Raw genomic sequence first — 17,484 nt, 5'->3', positions numbered from 1 at the left:
ATCAGCCGGGGACGGCCAGCCGGATGATGGGGGCGCGGGCAGCGGGAGGGAGGACGGCATGACCACCATTCTCTGCATCGAGGACGAGCCCGACATGCGCGACCTGATCGTGGCGCGCCTGGAAAGCACCGGCTATCACGCGCTGGAGGCAGAAACGGCGGCCGAGGGCCTGCGGCTGATCGGACGGGCACGGCCGGATCTGACACTCTGCGACGTCCGCCTGCCCGACATGGACGGTTACGCACTGCTGATGGAACTTCGATTCCATCATCCGACAGCCGCGCTGATGCCGTTCCTCTTCCTGACCGGCCTGGACGACCACCAAAACCGGCTGAAGGGCCTGGCGCTCGGTGCCGGCGACTACATCACCAAGCCCGTCGACTTCGAATTGCTCCTGGCTGCCATCCAAAGCCACCTGAACATGGTCGATCGCATCCGGGAGCGCCACGACCAGGAAATGGTGCGCCTATACCGGTCTTGGCCACAGGCGGGAAGCAGGGTGAACCGCCGAGGTTGAGCCCCCGCCGCCTCGACGGTGATGTCCGACGACGACACGGCTGTCCCCGCCGGGCCGCGAATGGTGCCGGCCCGTTCCGACGCCGGCTCTGTGCGGCGGCTGATACCGGACGACACATGAAATCGTACGTCACAGTCCTGTGGCGCTAATCCGCCAGATCGGAGTAAGTGCCTCCGTGCAGTGCCCGGGCCTGTGTTGCACGGGCTCCCCGGATCAGACCACGACTTTCCCGATAGCCAGCCCCGATGCAATGATCGTTGCAAGATCGTGACGTCTGTAGGGCTTTTGCAGCATGGGGAACGGCTGATCGCCGGCGGGCCGCTCGCGGCTCCATGCCGTCCACGTGAACCCGGACGCCATCACCACGCGCAGGCCGGTATGTATCTCGAGGGCTTGACGCGCGAGCTGGTCCCCGTTCGTGCCGCCGGGCAGGACAATGTCCGTGAACAGCAAATCGATTTTGCCGGTTTGATCTCGCAGAATGTCGAGGGCTTCCGCAGCGGTGGCCGCCGTGATGGTGCGATAGCCCAGTTCCTGCAACCAGAGTTCGGCCACATCGCGCAGGTCGGGCTCGTCATCGACGACAAGAACGGTTTCCCCGTGGCCGCGGGGCAGAGCATCGTCCTCGCCTTCAAGAACACCGTCCACTCCCTCCTCAACAGCGGCCTCGGGGAGGATGATCTTGACCGTCGTCCCGACCCCGGCTTCCGAGTAAACGCGGATCGTGCCGAGGGAGCGACGAACGAAACCGTAGACGGAGGCAAGGCCCAGCCCGGTTCCGCTTTCCTTTGTCGTGTAGAACGGTTCGAATATCCGATCGCGTTCTTTGGGCGCCAGGCCGATGCCATGGTCGCTGACGCTCACGACCATGTAGGGTCCGGGCTCGACTCCCAGCGTGTTCGCAAGGCCGGTGCCGACCGTCAGCGCCGCAGACTCCACCATGATCGGCCCACCATCGGGAGAGGCGTCCCTCGCGTTCAGAACAAGGTTGAGGATGGCATCCTCGAATTCGCCCGGGTCGACCGATACGCGGGCCGGCGACTTGCTCAGGTGCAACTCGAGCGCCCAATGTCCTTGCAGAGGCTGCTGCAGGAGGGGCTCGATCTCTCGGACCCGGGCGTTCAGGTCGACGGTTTCGGCCGTTAGCGGTTGCGTGCGGGAGAACGTCAGGAGTTTTCGCGTAAGATCCGCCGCACGGGACGCCGCACGGTTGCAGGCGGCCAGTCGCGGTTTTTGCCGATCACTCGCATCGAGGCCTGCGATCTCAAGGTTGCCGAGGATGATTCCGAGGAGATTGTTGAAGTCGTGGGCGACTCCCCCGGCCAGGCGGCCGATGGCGTCCATCTTTCCCGACTGCCGCAGCAGCCTTTCAGCCCGATCGTGATCGGTGCGGTCACGCACGATGACGCTGAAACCGGGTGCGCCGCCATCTTCGAAAACCGCGATCGCCAAATCGGCCGGGAACCCGCCACCCTGTCTGCGAAAGCCTTCTACCTTCATGACGTGCAGCACGCCGGTCCCGGTCGCAGCGGCCTGCTTCAGGCGGTCGGGGAGGGAAAGGCCTTCGGGAAGCGCGACGAGGCGGCCCAGATCCGCATTGATGAGGCGGCTCCGTGTCGCGTCGAATACCCGCCCCGCGGCAGAGTTCGCGTTGACCACGATGCCCCGCGCATCAACCGTCAGCACCGCTTCGGCGAGCGAATCCAGGATGCGCCGCGTATGCTGTTCCCGCTGCTTCGCGGCCGTGTTGGCTGCAACACGCGCCAGCCTCTCCATAACATTATCACGGCTGCTTTCGACCGCGAAGCGCGTCGTGAGCAGGAGGGCGACAAGCAGAAACCCGACGATGAACACGGTGACGAATACCCGCGGCCGGAACTTCGCTGCGAGTATCGCATCCTTGCTCACCCCGGAGAACACCACCAGAGGCTGGCTTGGGACCCGTGCCACGGCCCCGACCCGCTCCACACCGTCCTCGAGACGAAGCGTCACCGGCTGCGCTGCTGTCAGCCCCGATGCGACATCGGCGATTGCGCGTTCAACGTGAAAGACGTCGGATTGCGGATCCGGAATGCCGCCGACGAATGAGCCGTCGGTGAGATACATGCCGATGGCGGCGTCGCTGAACGAGGAAATGGCGCCCTTCATGTTTCCGAGAAGGTCATCGGAAAGCCGCACGGCCATTACGGCCACGCCGTTACCTTCGGAATCACGAATGACCCGGCTGACGACGGAAATTCGCTTGCCGCGGATCGACGCCGCCCGCGCAATCACCGAGTGCGCCACGAAGATTTCGCCGGGCGGAAGGTCGAGAACTCTCTGAAAGTAGTGGCGATCGGAAAGGTCCATCCCGATCACGGCGGACCCTTCCGATGAGGCGATGCCCCGGCCGTTCTCGTCAAGGACCCAGAGGCCGGTGACCCCGGGGTGGTCGGCGACCACGCCGGCATAGAACCGGACCACCTCATTTCGAACTTGCGGAGAAACCGCGTCGAGATCGTTCAGAAGCGGCAGCGTCTGCCCCTGTTGAACAAACCGCTCGACGGTATCGAACATGCCGTCGATGCTCGCGTAGACCGCCTCCGCATGCTTGGCCAGCAGGTCGGTCTTCTCCACGGCCTGTCGCGCGGCATCGTCCAGAATTCGCTGCCGCTCGAACCAGAGAAAGGCGCCGGCGGTCAGGATCGTGGTGACCGCCACCGCCAGGACGAGCGTTACGACGCCCCGCAGGGACAGGCCATGGGAGCCGTAGCCGATCACCGGCCTTTCCTGCCCAACTTCCGTCATGCGCGGCCGGCCTCCGACGCGAGCGCCTCCAGATCCGACAGCAGCCGCCGGACGCTGACGGGCTTGGCATACGCCCGGTCAAATCCTTCCACGCCATGCCGCTCGGCCTGGCGCTGGTCGATGCTTGCCGAAACCACCCACAGCGGTGCTGACGGCTGTGCGGGATGGCTCCGGACGGCCGCGGCGAGTTCTTGACCGCTCCGGACCGGAAGATCCAGATCGAAGATCGCGACCAGCGGCCGTTCCCGAGCAATGACGTTCTCGATGTCTTGGCCGTCGACGGACGAGATGACGTCGAACCCGAACTCCGGGAGGATCTCGGAGTAGAGCTTCAAGCAGTTCCGGTCGTCCTCGACAATCACCACTTTCCGGTTGGTGACGCTGTTCATGGCGTTCATCCCACAAGATTCGAACAAAGGGTCTGCGACGGCCGGGCTGCGACCGCCGCAGGGCTCTCTTACGCAGCCCGGATGCGGGCGATGAAGGCGTCGACTTCCGTCCGCAGTGTTTCGCCCTGGCGGGAGAGTTCGCCCGAGGCATCCAGAACCTCCCCGGCGGCGCGGCGGGTTTCCCCCGCGGCCCGGTTGACGCCGACGATGTTGCTGGAGACTTCCCGTGTTCCTGCCGGGGCCAAGCCGGAGGAGGCGGCGACGCCGTCACGCAGGGCCGAGGTCGTTTCTCTGCCGTTGTACAGTTTCGGGAGTGTGGCCGCTGCGTCGCTCATCATGGCATGGCCGGTGAGGAACTGCTCGACGGCGCCGACCGTCGTGGCGTTCGAGGCAATCAGTTGCAGGTCTTCGCGGATGTTCTTGACGTAGGCGGCGATAGCCGCCGCGCGGGTTTCGCGCAGAGTGACGAGTTTCTCCTCCAACGCGGCGCACAGGCTCGTCGAGGATTGCACATAGGCGATGGTGGCAGTCACGACGACCACCACGGCCGCCAGGGCGGTGACGATCGCCGGCAGTTTCGCCGCGATCGGCACGCTTGACAGTTTCCTCATCCGTCCCAGCCTCCTCATGCACATGGTTCATTGTTTGCTCTGAGTGCAATCCGCGGTGTGCGGCTCCTTTTCGCCGCCGTTCTTGACGGCTGCGGCACACGAGGGGCAGATGCCATGCGTCACCTCGTGCATCGTATGGTGTTCGATGTATCGGTCGACGCGATGCCAGAAGCCCTCGTCGTCGCGGATGTTCCGGCACCAGGCGCACACCGGTACGAGACGCCGCAGTTCGGCGAGTTCGTCCAGCACGTCGGCCATTTCCAGCGAAACCTTGCGGAATTCGAGCAGCGTCATCACCTGGCGGGCCAGCATGACGAGCGCCGCTCGCTGAGCTGCCGTCAGGGTGCGGGGCCTGTAGTCGATCACGCACAAGGTTCCGAGCATGTGTCCGTCGCGGGTCCGAAGCAGGGCACCGGCATAGAAGCGGATGTGCGGCACGCCCGTGACGAGCGGATTGCCGCGGAACCGATCGTCCAAGGCGGCGTCCTCGACCACCATCACGTCGTCCTGACGGACGGCGTGATCGCAGAAGGCGACCTCCCGCGGCGTCTCGCTTGCATCGAGGCCCACCCGCGCCTTGAACCACTGCCGCCATTCGTCGACCAGCGACACCAGGGCGGTCGGGGCCTCGCAGGACCATGCCGCCAGCTCCGTCAGGTTGTCGAAGATGGGCTCGGGCGCGCTGTCCAGCGCCCTGAAGGCCCGCAGTGCGGCTAGGCGTTCCTGTTCCAGGCGTGCGTTCATGGCCGTCCTCCCATCGGTCGGGCGGTTGCCGCCAGCGCCTTGGCTGCCTCGATCCACGGCGTCAGCGCGTTCATCAGGTCGCGGTCGGGGCACGGGAAGAAGATGGCGTCGTCGATGTCGGGCATCCGGGACGGATCGGGCAGGCGCCCCAGTTCCGGCGGCGCGATCTGGATGCAGCCGGTTCCGGGGCTGCGCGAACGCAGTTCGCGGGCCAGTATCGCGCCGATCATGTCGTCGGTCTGATAGGACAGGAAGGCCACGACAGGTTGACGCTTCTCGGCCACCCGCAGGATATGCGCCCCGCTCGTCGACCCGAGAAACGACAGTCCCGCGCGCTCCACGACGCCCCTCAACCGCCGCACGGACACCGAATCGGAACATGCGCCGACGACCAGGGGGCCCGCCGCGGCCGGCAGTTCTTCGCGGGGGATCGGAATGCCAGCGGTCCCCGGCGCGGGTTTCGCGCCCTTCGGGGCATCGGCCTTTTCACCGAGGGCGCGGTACAGACGCACGAGTTCCCGCTCGTGCCGTTCGCGGATGCGCTCGACCATATTGAGGTGGGTGTGGATCACGGCCAGAAGCAGCTCGAAGTCGACCGGTTTGGTGATGTAGTCCCCGGCTCCCAGCGCCAATCCTTTGAGGCGGTCCTCGCGGGCGTCCATGCCTGTAAGGAAAATGAACGGCATCAGGGCCGCCTTGGGATGGTGGAATCGCAGTTCCATCAACAGCCCATAGCCGTCCATGTCCGGCAGGCGGATATCGCAGAGCGTCAGGTCGGGCCGTGACCGGTTTATGAGACGAAGGCCTTCCGCCGCGGTTCCGGCTTCGAGGGTGTGGTAGCCCGCGCTTTCCAGCCGCGTGACGATCAGTTCGCGCATGTCGGGCTCGTCTTCGATGCAGAGAATGGTCGTCATGCCGTGGCTCCCGAACGAGGGTGGAGCGTGCGGGTGCGGTTCCAGGTCCGACACCAGTCGACGAAATCCGCCGCGGGCATCGGACGGGCGATAAGGTAGCCCTGCACCATGTCGCAGCCGGCCTCGCGCACCGCCAGCCATTCCTCGTCGCGCTCCACGCCTTCGGCGACCACGGTCATGTCGAGGCGCCGCCCGAGGTCGGCCATCCCGTCGAGCATCCGGCGGCGGCTGCCGCTTTCGTCCACACCTGCAATGAAGGAGCGGTCGATCTTCAATTCGTTGAACGGCAGGGCCGCCAATTGCTGAAGAGACGAGTAACCGGTGCCGAAGTCGTCGATGGCGAGGTGGACGCCCCGGAGCCGCAGTCGGGACAACACGTCGAGCGCTTCCGCAAGATGTCCGACGGCGCCCGTCTCGGTAACCTCGAGGGTCAGAACCGAAGGATCGTGCCGGTCCCGCAAGAGAGACAGGATTTCGTCGGCAAGCGCGAAGCTGCGCAGAGCCGGTGCGGAGGCATTGACGGACATCCGGCATCCGATGCCGTGCCGCGACAGAACGTCCACCGTTTCCAGGCTCTGTCGGATCAGGGCCAGGATCAGATCCGATTCCAGGCCCGCCTCCAGGACGAGCGGTACCAGCCTGTCCGGCGTAACCATCCCATGGTCCGGATGCGGCCACCGTACCAGGGCTTCGGCTCCAGTCAGGCGCAGGGTCCGGAGGTTCACCTGTGGCTGGAAGTACGGGACGATCTCGCCTTCGGCGAGGGCACGACGGAGGTCCTTCAGTTCGGGGGCCCATCGGCATCCGTTGCCGCAGGGGCGGGCGGCCGGCCGGGTCGCCTGCAGAATGCGCTTCAGGTCCTCGAAGCCGAAGGGCTTCGGCAAGGTTCCGATGACGGTGAGGCCCCGTTCCGTGGCGATCCGCCTGGCGGCGTCGAGCATCCGCTCGCCGTGGCCGCTGCTGAGAACCAGGCGCACTTCGGGCCCGGACTTGGACAACTCGCGAATGAAGTCGATGCCGTCCATGTCGGGCATGCTGAGGTCGAGGATGACGACGGTGCCATCCCGCGGCGGCGCGTCCCAGAAGTCCCGGGCGTTCAGGTGGGAGAGCACGTCATACCCGAGCCGGTCGCCGATTTCGGCCATAACGTCGATCATGTCCGGCTCGTCGTCGATGATCACCAGAAGGGGCTGGTCAGTCATCGCGCCCTCCGTCGGCATCCGGCCATTGAATCGACGGCCTGGCGGCGGCGCGGGCACGCGCCGCCCACAGCGTCGCCCGCAGCGCCAATGTCACCTCCGCCTGGTCCAGGGGCTTGGGAAGAATGCCGCTCACCCGGACGCCGAGGACGCGGCAGAACCCTGCGTCCAGTTCCAACGCGGGCACGTCACACGCTCCCGTTAAGATCGCGACGGGCCCTGTCCCCAGGGTCTCAGGATTGGGTGCCAGGTCGAGCCACTGCGCCCCGAAATGGACGGTGTCCACGATGACTGCGTCTGCACTTTCGGCCGCGCGGCGAAGTGCGGTCGCGTCTTCTGTGCGCTCGATCACGGTGGAGAAGCCAAGATCTCGCGCCTCGTCCGCAAGATACTCTGCAAGCTCGAGGTAAGGATCGATGATGACTATTTGCGGAGCGGACATGGCTCTCCCCTTCCCATCCGAACGGGAAGCCAGTCCTGGATGCGTCCTGAGGTCGCAGGAAGGCATCCGGGCCGCCGGCTCAACGCCCCCGCTGGGTCCGATGCGACGGGCCGACAAGGCGGCACCATCGTTCTATTGGTGTGAGTCTGGGCGGTCCCCTTGACCTGCCCGGGTAGGCCTGCTCTACCGGCCTCAACTATACCTTTCGCACCCTTTCGGAGTATAACACTTGCCTTAGGGTATCAACGGGTAACTATGCATATTAGGAAAATCATATGTCCGCCGGGGCGCCTCACGACTTTCGGCGGGTGTAAGGGCTGGACTCTGCCCTGCCCAAGGCCATGTCGATCGCCTCCATCAGAGAAGAAATGACCACCGGTTTGGTGAGGTAGGCATCGAATCCGGCCTCAAGACCCCGCCGCATCGCCCCGGCCGTGGCGTCGGCGCTGAGTGCCATGGTGGCGACGAACGCCAGCGCCGGCTCGGCCCGGATGGCGTCCAAGGCCCTGTAGCCGTCCATGCCCGGAAGGTTGATGTCGAGGATGATCAGTTGGACGTTTTCACTGCGGGCGATCTCCAGCCCCAGTTCGGCATTGTGGGCCGTCAGAAGCTCCACGCCGTCGTATTCCGCCATGACTTCCTGCATGAGGGCCATGTTCGCGGGGTTGTCCTCCACATAGAGCACCCGCAGGCTCGTCGGCCCGGCCGACCAGGCGCGGGTCTTTCCGGCCCGCCTGGCCCCGTCGAGGACCGCTTCCTCGGGCATGGGAATGTCCACCGAAAAGGTCGAGCCGACCCCGACGGTGCTTCGCACCGCGATGCTGCCGTCCATGCGCTCCACCAGTTCGCGGGTCAGGCTGAGGCCGATTCCGGTGCCTTCAATTTCGGTCGCCTCAGCGCCCAGCCGGTCGAAGGGGCGGAAGAGGCGCTCCATGTTCTCCGGCGGGATTCCCGGTCCCGTATCCGTGACGGCAAAGCGCGCCGTGCCCTCCTGGGTGGCAGAGACGGACAGGGTGAGGGTCCCGTTCTCCCGGTTGTATTTCACGCCGTTGGACAAGAGGTTGAGGATAACCTGATTGAGCCGGGTCAGGTCGGCCCTGACGACGGCTGGGGCCTCCTCCGCCTCGACGGTGACGGTGATGCCGCGACGGGCGGCGAGGGTTTCGGCGACCGGCACGCAGTGCTCGAGCACGTCGGCAACGCGCACCGTCTCAATGGAGAGGTTCATCTTGCCCGCTTCAATCCGCGCAAGGTCCAGGACCTCGTTGATCAGTTCCAGAAGGTGCCGGCCGCCCTTCAAGATCTGCTGGACATGCGATTTCTGGCGGTCGTTCAGGGGGTCCCGGCGCGATCCTTCCAGCACCTGTGCGAAGCCGAGAATGGCGTTGAGTGGTGTGCGCAACTCGTGGCTCATGGCCGACAGGAATTCGGACTTGGCGCTGTTCGCCCGATCCGCTTCCTCGCGCGCTTCCTTCAGTTCCGTAATGTCCGTGCGGATGCCGACGCGCCCCCCGCAGGGCAGGGCTCGCTCGCCGATGCGGATCCAGCGAACCGCGCCGTCGCGGTTTCGAACGCGGATTTCACCAGTCTCGTCAGGCTGACGGTGCCGCGCGAGCCGGTCGGCGATGAAGTCCTCCTCGCATCCCTCGGCATCGGGATAGAAGCCGCTCGCCACGCCGCGGCGAACGACTTCGGCGAACGTGATGCCGCGATTTCCGTCCCCGCCGCTTCCCGGCATGAGGTCGCGGGCGCGGCCGTTCGAAAGAACGACGCGGTCCTCTTCATCAAGCAGAAGGAAACCGTCCGTGATGTTCTCGATGGCGACTTCCAGTTGCCGGCGGCTCTCGGCCAGGGCCAGTTCAGCCTCCTTGCGCCGCGTGATGTCCGTGATGATGCCCACCAGATGCGCCGGGCCGTCCGAGGCGTCGCTTTCGACGCTTCCGCATGCGTGCATCCACCGGAGCGTGCCATCCCTCCTGAAGATCCGGTATTCGATATCGTACTCTGCCCCCTCCAGGCAGTATCCAACAGCTTGCCTTACGCGCGGCCGGTCGTCTGGATGGAGATAGGAAAAGAAATGAGACGCGGGCACACGGGTTGCCCCCCGGTCGTCGCCGAAAAGGGCGGCCGCCTGATCTGAAAAGGTCAGTTCCCGGCTCTGCAGGTCGATCTCCCAGGTCCCGACGTTGGCGAACCGGGTCGCCTTGTCGAGCAACTCCTGTTTCTCCCGTAGCTCGCGCTCGGTGCGAACCTGGCCCGTCACATCCTGCGTCACGCCGAACAGGGCGACGAGACGCCCGTGTTCATCCCGCTCCGGGCATACGGTGGTGGCGAGCGCGCGCTCTTCGCCATCCTGGCGCACGATCCTGCGCTGGACGCAAAACGGTTCGGTCGCCGTCTCCGCGCGGGGCAGCACGTCTTCAAGAAGTTTCCGGTCTCCCGGATGACCATGGATGAAGAGGGTGTCCAGCGTGGGCGGGGTCTCGTCCCGCGACAGCCCGTATATGCGGTACAGGCCGTCCGACCAGTCGAACGTTCCCGTCGCGATGTCCATCCGCCAATGACCGAGCCCGGCGACCCTCTCGGCCAGCTTCAGCGTGCGCGTCCGGTCCTCGAGGAGGTCCTCGGTGCGGCGCCGGTCCGAAATGTCGCGCATGATCCCCGTGTAAAGGCGGCCGCCTTCGGGCGTCATGGCTTCGCTGATGGAGATATCGAGCGGAAATCGCGTGCCGTCGCGGCGCAGGCCCATGACCTCGCGGCCGATGCCGATGATTCCGGCGGTTCCGGTTTCCTCGTAATGGGCGATGTGCCTGTCGTGGTCGGCTGCCACATCCGTCGGCATCAGGCGGCGGACATCGGCACCGATGAGTTCGTGCGGACTCCAGCCGAAGATGCGCTCACAGGCGGGGTTGGCGCTGCGGACGATGCCCTTGGAGTCGATCGTGACGATGGCGTCGTTCGCGCTGTCGATCACCGCCCTGTGGCGCTCCTCGCCCAAGTGGCGCGCCGCATGCGCAAGACGCAGGTCCCGCTCTCGCTCGCTCGCCTTCTTCAACGCAAGGCGCGCTTCCAGGGCATCGCCGACGAGGGCCGCCAGATCGGTCAGGATCATCCGCTGGGCGGGCGTGAGGCGCCGGGGCCGGGTGTCGACAACGCACAGGCTGCCAAGCGATACGCCGTCCGGTGTCTTGAGGGGTGCGCCGGCGTAGAACCGTATGCCGGGATCGCCCGTCACCAGGGGGGTGTTGACGAAGCGCGGATCCTGCGTTGCGTCGGGGATCTCCATGATCGTATCCCCCAGCATGGAATGGGCGCAAAACGCCTGATCCCGCGGCGTCTCCCGCATGCCGAGGCCGACGGAGGACTTGAACCACTGCCGGTGGGCGTCGATCAGGGACACCGCCGCCACCGGCATGTTCAGCAGGTGCGATGCCAAAAGAGTCAGGCGGTCGAAGTTCTCCTCTGGCGGCGTGTCGAGGATGTCGTAGGCGCGCAGCCGCTCAAGGCGGTCGTCTTCACTACGGAATGCCGAACCGGCATTTATTTCGGTATTATTATCCATGGCCTGTTCCCCCACTGCGGCAGGTCTACCGCAAGCGTCTGCAGTCGCGACGGGCGACCTGCGTCGATTCTTTATCGGTGATGACGGCGCGCTCCGCCTCAGCAGCCGGAGATGCCCTGCTGCTCGTCCGTCGGCACCGCCGTCGCGGCGGGGACAACCCTGTTTCTTCCCGTACGCTTGGCCTCGTAAAGCGCGTCGTCCGCTTCCTTCATGAGGGCGTGCGGACCATGACCCTGCCATACGGCGACACCGGCGCTGATCGTGAACGTGATCTCGTCGTGTTCGACCGGAACTCTCAGGTTGCAGCAGATGCTTCGGATCCGCTCGGCGACCGCTTGGGCCTGGCCCATTCGCGCACCGGTCAGAAGAAGGGCGAACTCCTCGCCGCCCAGACGCCCGAAGATGTCCACCTCCCGCACGATCCGGCCGACCGCATCGGCCATCCGGCACAGGACCTGGTCGCCGCCTCCGTGGCCATACCGGTCGTTGATGCTTTTGAAATGATCGATGTCGACGGTCACCACGGAGAACGGGACGCCCGACCGTTCGGAACGGGTGATCTCGGAGAACAGGCGGTCGACGAAAGCGCGGCGGTTGGCGATGCCCGTCAGGGAGTCGGTCATCGCGATGCGTTGAAGTTCCGACTGTGCTTCCATAAGCCGCAGGTGCTTGTGGCGCAGGCCCAGCATGACCTTGGTTCGCGCCAGCAATTCCGCAGGAAAGACGGGCTTGCGCAGGAAGTCGGTCGACCCGGCCTCCAGCGCCTCGACCAGCAGGTCCTCGGTCGTGTCAGCCGTCAGCATGATCGTTGGGACGAAGTCGTCGCCCCGCAGATGCCGAAAGGCGGCGACGAACTCCACACCCGACATGCTGGGCATGATGTGGTCCGTGATGATCAGATCAGGGGCGTTGGTTTCGCACCAGGTCAGTGCGGCCCTCGGGTCCTCGAAGACGACGGGCTCGACGCCCTCAAGCGACTGAAGGGCCATGAAGACCATCCGGGCACTGGGCAGCATGTCGTCAATGATCAGAACGCGCTGCGTGTTCATGAGCTTTTCCCCACTGGAGCCTCGTCACGTTGCGTGGCGAAGGCTGCGGTTTTCCCCTGATGACCATGCCCGCAGAGCGACGACCGACTGCGCGGCCAGATCATGCAGCGTCTCGGACAGGTCGGTTGCCAGCGCGGTAGAATTCTCCGCCGCCTGGATTTCGGCGCCGAGCGCCGCGAGTTTCTCGAGGCCGAACTGCCGGCACATGCCCTTGAGGCTGTGGCCGACGCGGCGGACGTCTTCGTCCTGTCCGCGTCGCGCGGCGTCCTGCAAGTCCGCCTGAAGCGTGCCCAGCTTGCGTTCGAGGTCGTCGATCAGCGACGCCAGGTCGAGAGGGTCGAGATGCGCCGCAAATGCGTCCAGTGGCGCAGCGTCGAACACCGGAACGGCCGGATGAGCGGGGGAGACGGTGCTTCGGTTGCGGCTCGGCGCGCCGACCGCCGACGAAAGGGTTTCACGCAAGCGCGTCCAGTCCACCGGCTTGGTGAGGAAGGTGTCCGCTCCTGCCGCGGCCGCCTCCTTTTCTCCCGTCAGGGCGTCGGCCGACAGAATGATGATGGGCAGGCGCCCCTTCTCGTCCGGCAGCATGCGGATACGCCGGCAGGCGTCCGGGCCGTCCATCACGGGCATCTGGATGTCCATCAGGACAACGTCGAAGCAGTCCTGTTGCACGAGGTCGACGGCGTCCGCCCCGTTCGAGGCCGTCGTCACATCATGCCCCCATCGGCGCAGGACGGTGTCGAGCAGCATCCGCGTCGTGTCGTTGTCCTCGGCCAACAGAACCCGCAACGCCGGCGCATCGGCCGTCACGCTTCCTCGAATGGATGCAGCCGAGGCCTCTGCCCGGTTGTCGCCGCGACCTTCCTCCACGCATTCGGGGGCCGGCCTGGATGGCAGCGAGAACCAAAAGCGCGCGCCGACGCGGCGGGTGCGGTCGAAGCCGATCTCCCCGTCCATGGCCCGGACAAGGCGATGGCAGATCGCGAGGCCGAGCCCGGTTCCTCCGTGGCGCCGGCGTGCGGTGTCGTCGCCCTGAACGAACGGCTGGAACAGCCGTTCCGCCAGGGCGGCGGGAATGCCGGGCCCTTCATCCTCGACGCTGCAGAACAGGCGCCGCCCGGCGCAATCCCCCGTCCAGGCCACAGTCACCGTCACCGTTCCGGTATCGGTGAACTTGATGGCATTGTTGACGAGGTTGAGGAGAACCTGCCGGATCCGGTCGCCATCTCCGATCAGACAGTCGGGGACGTCGGCATCGATGGCAAGCGAGACCCGGATGCCGCGCACCGCGGCGGTCTCGTCCGCGATTTCGGCGATGGTTCCGGCGACGTCGCGGATGGAAAAGGTACTGCTCTCGATCCGCATCTCGTCGGCTTCGACGCGGGAATAGTCCAGCACGTCATTGACGACCGAGAGCAGCGTCCGCCCGGAATGCCGCAACATGCGGACCTGACGGGCGGCTTCCGGTGGAAGGTCTGCGGTGTCGAGCAGGTCGGCCAGGCCGATGATGCCGGTGAGCGGTGTCCGCAGCTCATGGCTGACGACGGCAAGAAAGCGCGATTTCGCGGCGTTCGCCGCTTCCGCCGTCTCGGCCGTCACCTTCAATTCCTCGCTCAGGGCGCGCAGGCTTGCGTGCGCCAGGGCCTTCTCGCGGATCTGCATCAAAAGGAGCCAGATGATGCTCGTCACCGCCGCCGCCAGTACGACGACCGCGGCGGCAAGGCTCCAGTAAAGATCAACGGTCTCTTCTCGAGTCTCGACCAGGGCCTTGGCCCGGACTCCGTTGGACAGCGCGAGAAGCTCCGCCGCCATTTCGTTGAGCGTTGCAAGGTGATCCACCGCGCTGGATAGATCGGCAATCGCGGTGCCCGCGGTTCCGGGGTCCTGGTCGAACCACGCGATGAGCGGCGATATTCCCGCCTCGATTTCCCGCAGAAGGGCCACGCAGCGGTCGCAGTCCCCGAAGCTCTGCGAGAACTGACCCGACTGCATGTATGAGACGCGGCTGACCATGATGTCGAAGCGCAGCCGGGACGCGTCGTCCTCTCTCGGATCAAGGCCTTCCCGCTGCGCCGCCATGAAGGCGAGCCGCAGGCGGGTCATCTCGCGGTCCACCTGGTAGACCGCCCAGAGGGCATCCTCGCGCACGCTCTGTTCCACCTGGCCCTGTCGTTGAACAAGAATGATGAAGATGGTCACGACGGCGGCGAGCAGCAGAACGCTGCCGGCGATCAGCACGACCAGCGTGGTGCGGCGTTCGGTGATCGAGGCGGCGCCCATGATCCGGTCCTATTCGACGTGGATGGACGACACCTGCCAGACCGACCGGCTGAAGATCAGTTCGTTGTAGAGGTCGGGTTCGAGGTCGAACGGATAGATCACGAACAGCGGCCCCCGCTCCCGCGGCGACATCAGGCTGCCGTCCCGCCGGGTGGCAAGGATGACCTCGTGCTTCATCACATCCTCAAGCGGAATTTCAGCCACGTAGTCGTTGAGGGCCCTGACCCGCAGGGTGCCGCCCTTTGCCCCGACAACATCCAGAAGGCCGCGCAGGAAAGGCCCTGTGTAGCGTTCACGTCCCTCGGACCACGGCGTGTCGACCTCGGCCGTGCGGCCCGGCAGGCCCTCCAGCATGGCGATGTCGAATTCGGCGCCGCCGGAGCTGTTGGTCTGCGAAATCTCTCCCGTGATGGTCAGCACCACGGGGCCCGCCGGTTTTTCCATGTCGGCGGCCTCCGCCGGAAAGGACGCGAAGCAGATCGCGACGAAAGTGATCGCCAAGAAATTCCGGGTCAGCATGAAGGGCCTCGCTGAAGCTGCTGGTGCCATGTCGCAGGCGAGCCGTCTACGGCTCAGGCCGGCTCGCGCAACGATAGCCGTGCAATGCTCGGGCCAGCTTTGTAACTGCAGCCGCGCCTCCGCAGACATGGCGGCCCATTGGCATCAGGTGCTGGCGTGGAGGTTTCCATGCATGGATATGCAGCAAAATGCGTTGCACTCGTCTCGGGACGCTTCCAGATTGCGATAGTAGGGGAAGCAACAAGCGCCGAACTCTGGCGGGAGGGGGCGGTTATGAGCACCAATCTCTTGGCTCTCAGGCGGACACTCGGGCTGTCTCAGGCGGAGTTCGCAAAGAGACTGCAAACGACGCAGTCCACGGTATGCCGCTGGGAGAAGGGGCACGTCGCTCCGTCGCCGGAGATGCGGGCCAAAATGGCGCGTCTCGTCGCCGGAACACCTGCGGTCCGCGATTGGCATGTTCTGCGGACGGTAAGGGCTCACCCGGGGCTTGCGAAACTTTTTGATCCGACGCTGGAGATCCTCGAGGTCTCCCAGCATCTCGCCGTCGCAACCGGGATCGGCCGGGAAAATCTGACGGGACGAAGGCTGTCGGGGGTCTTTGAGCGGGCCCTAAAGGAGGCCGAGGATGCGGGCATGCTCTCTGGCGTTCCGATTTCGCTCGAGTTCGTCGGGCCGATGCTCCCGATCAGGGGCTGCGAAGCGCGCGTGGCCTGGTCATGGACGATGATGAGCCTCAGCTACGGCGCCCCGTACATCCTGGCTCAGGGACGCCCTTTGAGGCCGGAAGAAGATGCCGCGGCCCAAGGTTTTACGGTGGTTCGAATGGGCTTGGAGATATAAAAGGTCGGGCGTATGCATGGGCCAAGGCCCTGTTCGCAGATCACGTTCATCCTGCCGCAGGCCGAGGACTTCCGGAACGTCGCCACTCGCGACGAATAGACGGCCAGAAACTACTGGCCGTCTGCTCATCGCCGCTTCACGGATTTGGCTGCGGTTTGAGACCGCGCCCTGGTTCGGAACGGAACGGATCCGGAATACGAAAACCCCCGGAAACGCAAGCGTTTCCGGGGGTTTGAATTGGTGGGCGCACAAGGACTCGAACCTTGGACCCGCTGATTAAGAGTCAGCTGCTCTACCAACTGAGCTATGCGCCCGCAGTGTCTGCGGTGGTCTCACCGTCCCGTCTTTCCGGCCTTGCGGCGGGTGGTCCGTCGCGGTGAGGGGCGCTTTATACAAAAGCCTCCGACCCCCTGCAACACCTTTTTTGCACTTTTTTCAACGTTCCGCACATACCCGCGGACCGGCGCGCTCAGGGCTCCTCGTAGCCGCCCCGGCGACCCATCTGGACGTCGCGGTGGACGTGCACGCTCATCAGGCAGCCGAAGCCGATCATCAGCGTCAGCATGGCGGTCCCGCCGTAGGAGATCAGCGGCAGCGGCACGCCAACGACCGGGATCAGCCCCATCACCATCGCAATGTTGATGAAGATGTAGAGGAAGAACGTCGTCGTGATGCCGATCGCCACCAGACGGCCGAACTGATGGCGGCTGCGAATGGCGATGGCAAAGCCGTAGATGACCACGACAACGTAGAGCGCCAGCAGCACCAGACCGCCCGCCATGCCGAACTCTTCCGCCATCATGGTGAAGATGAAGTCCGTCTGGCGCTCGGGCAGGAAGTTCAGGTGGCTCTGGGTGCCCTGAAGGAAGCCCTTGCCGAACACGCCGCCCGAGCCCAGTGCGATCTTGCTCTGCAGGATATGGTAGCCGGTGCCCAGCGGGTCGTTCTCCGGGTTCAGGAAGGTCAGCACGCGGGCCTTCTGGTAGTCGCGCAGAAAGCCCCAGGCAATGGGCACCGCGGCCACGGCCAGGCCCAGCACCACGCCGAACTTCCACAGCCGCACCCCGGCCATGAAGAAGATCACCCCCGATCCCGCGATCAGCATCAGGGCCGTCCCCAGGTCCGGCTGCTTGAGCACCAGCGCCCCCGGAGCGAACACCATGAGCATGGGGGGAACCAGATAGAACGGCCGCCCCACGTCCTCCAGTGACGCGCCATGGAAATAGCGCGCCAGCGCCAGCACCAGGGCGACCTTCATCAACTCGGACGGCTGGAGTTGGAAGAAGCCCAGGTCGATCCAGCGCTGCGCCCCCATGCCGATGGAGCCGCGCACCTCCACCCCCACCAGCAGGACGAACACCAGCCCGTAGACGGGATAGGCCCACCGCATGAGCTGCCGCACGTCAACCATGGCGATGACCAGCATGACGCCCAGGCCCACGCCGTAGCGCACCATCTGCCGGCTGGCCCATGGGTCCCACGACCCGTTGGCCGCCGAATAGAGCATGAGGAACCCGACACCGGCGATCAGCGAAATGAAGAACACCAGGCTCCAACTCACCTGCCAGAGCTTTTCGCCGAAGGTCATGTCGCCGCGGCGCAGGCGCGGAGAGAGGAATTCCGACATG

The 17,484-nt window shown here is 65.3% G+C and carries 14 protein-coding genes and 1 tRNA gene; 2 read left to right on the top strand and 13 right to left on the bottom strand.

Features of this window, described 5'->3' with window-relative positions; genetic code table 11:
- The first annotated feature begins 58 nt into the window (after window positions 1-58).
- On the top strand, window positions 59-517 hold the full coding sequence (locus tag LG334_RS03470; protein WP_404383316.1) for a two-component system response regulator: 459 nt from the start codon (window positions 59-61) through the stop codon (window positions 515-517).
- 213 nt (window positions 518-730) lie between these two features.
- Here the strand turns inward: LG334_RS03470 and LG334_RS03465 are convergent, their stop codons facing one another.
- From LG334_RS03465 to LG334_RS03415, 11 genes are all read right to left on the bottom strand, one after another.
- Window positions 731-3,304 carry an ATP-binding protein gene (locus tag LG334_RS03465; protein WP_404383314.1) on the bottom strand — a complete coding sequence of 858 codons (2,574 nt, stop codon included), beginning with the start codon at window positions 3,302-3,304 and terminating at the stop codon, window positions 731-733.
- Window positions 3,301-3,693, bottom strand: a complete 393-nt coding sequence (locus LG334_RS03460) for a response regulator (protein ID WP_404383312.1) — start codon at window positions 3,691-3,693, stop codon at window positions 3,301-3,303. Before LG334_RS03460 ends, LG334_RS03465 begins: the two co-directional genes overlap by 4 nt.
- 68 nt (window positions 3,694-3,761) lie before the next feature.
- Complete coding sequence (locus LG334_RS03455; protein ID WP_404383310.1) at window positions 3,762-4,304, bottom strand: hypothetical protein; 543 nt, start codon at window positions 4,302-4,304, stop codon at window positions 3,762-3,764.
- Window positions 4,305-4,331: 27 nt separating this feature from the next.
- Window positions 4,332-5,048 (bottom strand): GAF domain-containing protein, encoded by a 717-nt coding sequence (locus tag LG334_RS03450; protein ID WP_404383308.1) that lies wholly within the window; start codon window positions 5,046-5,048, stop codon window positions 4,332-4,334.
- Entirely contained in the window at window positions 5,045-5,962 is a 918-nt protein-coding gene (locus LG334_RS03445; RefSeq protein WP_404383306.1) for a response regulator transcription factor, read from the bottom strand. Before LG334_RS03445 ends, LG334_RS03450 begins: the two co-directional genes overlap by 4 nt.
- Window positions 5,959-7,164: an EAL domain-containing protein gene (locus tag LG334_RS03440; protein WP_404383304.1), complete on the bottom strand. Its 1,206-nt coding sequence runs from the start codon at window positions 7,162-7,164 to the stop codon at window positions 5,959-5,961. The genes LG334_RS03445 and LG334_RS03440 overlap by 4 nt, the downstream gene beginning before the upstream one ends.
- Window positions 7,157-7,603 (bottom strand): hypothetical protein, encoded by a 447-nt coding sequence (locus LG334_RS03435; RefSeq protein ID WP_404383302.1) that lies wholly within the window; start codon window positions 7,601-7,603, stop codon window positions 7,157-7,159. Before LG334_RS03435 ends, LG334_RS03440 begins: the two co-directional genes overlap by 8 nt.
- 292 nt (window positions 7,604-7,895) lie before the next feature.
- Window positions 7,896-11,165 carry a PAS domain S-box protein gene (locus tag LG334_RS03430; RefSeq protein WP_404383300.1) on the bottom strand — a complete coding sequence of 1,090 codons (3,270 nt, stop codon included), beginning with the start codon at window positions 11,163-11,165 and terminating at the stop codon, window positions 7,896-7,898.
- A gap of 98 nt (window positions 11,166-11,263) precedes the next feature.
- A complete protein-coding gene (locus tag LG334_RS03425) occupies window positions 11,264-12,214 on the bottom strand; it encodes a diguanylate cyclase domain-containing protein (protein ID WP_404383298.1) in 951 nt (316 codons plus the stop codon).
- 24 nt (window positions 12,215-12,238) lie between these two features.
- On the bottom strand, window positions 12,239-14,494 hold the full coding sequence (locus LG334_RS03420) for an ATP-binding protein (protein ID WP_404383296.1): 2,256 nt from the start codon (window positions 14,492-14,494) through the stop codon (window positions 12,239-12,241).
- Between the two features lie 9 nt (window positions 14,495-14,503).
- A complete protein-coding gene (locus LG334_RS03415) occupies window positions 14,504-15,013 on the bottom strand; it encodes a molybdopterin-dependent oxidoreductase (RefSeq protein WP_404383294.1) in 510 nt (169 codons plus the stop codon).
- A gap of 273 nt (window positions 15,014-15,286) precedes the next feature.
- On the opposite strand from LG334_RS03415, the gene LG334_RS03410 reads away from it, so the two are divergent.
- On the top strand, window positions 15,287-15,856 hold the full coding sequence (locus LG334_RS03410; RefSeq protein WP_404383292.1) for a helix-turn-helix transcriptional regulator: 570 nt from the start codon (window positions 15,287-15,289) through the stop codon (window positions 15,854-15,856).
- A 238-nt stretch (window positions 15,857-16,094) separates the two neighbouring features.
- Here the strand turns inward: LG334_RS03410 and LG334_RS03405 are convergent.
- Both LG334_RS03405 and rodA read right to left on the bottom strand, forming a co-directional pair.
- A tRNA-Lys gene (locus tag LG334_RS03405) sits at window positions 16,095-16,170 on the bottom strand.
- 155 nt (window positions 16,171-16,325) lie between these two features.
- The gene (gene rodA / locus LG334_RS03400; protein ID WP_404383290.1) at window positions 16,326-17,483 is read right to left on the bottom strand and encodes a rod shape-determining protein RodA; all 1,158 of its coding nucleotides are present in this window, start codon (window positions 17,481-17,483) and stop codon (window positions 16,326-16,328) included.
- Window position 17,484: the final 1 nt, after the last annotated feature.

The sequence above is a fragment of the Caenispirillum salinarum genome, assembly GCF_044803115.1.
In the GTDB taxonomy this organism is placed as follows: Bacteria; Pseudomonadota; Alphaproteobacteria; order Rhodospirillales; family Rhodospirillaceae; genus Caenispirillum; species Caenispirillum salinarum_A.
This window is presented reverse-complemented; position numbering and strand designations above follow the sequence as displayed.

What these genes read in the sequence shown, in the direction of transcription:
- LG334_RS03470 (WP_404383316.1), top strand. Translation starts at nt 59, where the DNA reads ATGACCACCATTCTCTGCATCGAGGACGAGCCCGACATGCGCGACCTG.
- LG334_RS03465 (WP_404383314.1), bottom strand. Translation starts at nt 3,304, where the DNA reads ATGACGGAAGTTGGGCAGGAAAGGCCGGTGATCGGCTACGGCTCCCAT.
- LG334_RS03460 (WP_404383312.1), bottom strand. Translation starts at nt 3,693, where the DNA reads ATGAACAGCGTCACCAACCGGAAAGTGGTGATTGTCGAGGACGACCGG.
- LG334_RS03455 (WP_404383310.1), bottom strand. Translation starts at nt 4,304, where the DNA reads ATGAGGAAACTGTCAAGCGTGCCGATCGCGGCGAAACTGCCGGCGATC.
- LG334_RS03450 (WP_404383308.1), bottom strand. Translation starts at nt 5,048, where the DNA reads ATGAACGCACGCCTGGAACAGGAACGCCTAGCCGCACTGCGGGCCTTC.
- LG334_RS03445 (WP_404383306.1), bottom strand. Translation starts at nt 5,962, where the DNA reads ATGACGACCATTCTCTGCATCGAAGACGAGCCCGACATGCGCGAACTG.
- LG334_RS03440 (WP_404383304.1), bottom strand. Translation starts at nt 7,164, where the DNA reads ATGACTGACCAGCCCCTTCTGGTGATCATCGACGACGAGCCGGACATG.
- LG334_RS03435 (WP_404383302.1), bottom strand. Translation starts at nt 7,603, where the DNA reads ATGTCCGCTCCGCAAATAGTCATCATCGATCCTTACCTCGAGCTTGCA.
- LG334_RS03430 (WP_404383300.1), bottom strand. Translation starts at nt 11,165, where the DNA reads ATGGATAATAATACCGAAATAAATGCCGGTTCGGCATTCCGTAGTGAA.
- LG334_RS03425 (WP_404383298.1), bottom strand. Translation starts at nt 12,214, where the DNA reads ATGAACACGCAGCGCGTTCTGATCATTGACGACATGCTGCCCAGTGCC.
- LG334_RS03420 (WP_404383296.1), bottom strand. Translation starts at nt 14,494, where the DNA reads ATGGGCGCCGCCTCGATCACCGAACGCCGCACCACGCTGGTCGTGCTG.
- LG334_RS03415 (WP_404383294.1), bottom strand. Translation starts at nt 15,013, where the DNA reads ATGCTGACCCGGAATTTCTTGGCGATCACTTTCGTCGCGATCTGCTTC.
- LG334_RS03410 (WP_404383292.1), top strand. Translation starts at nt 15,287, where the DNA reads ATGAGCACCAATCTCTTGGCTCTCAGGCGGACACTCGGGCTGTCTCAG.
- rodA (WP_404383290.1), bottom strand. Translation starts at nt 17,483, where the DNA reads ATGTCGGAATTCCTCTCTCCGCGCCTGCGCCGCGGCGACATGACCTTC.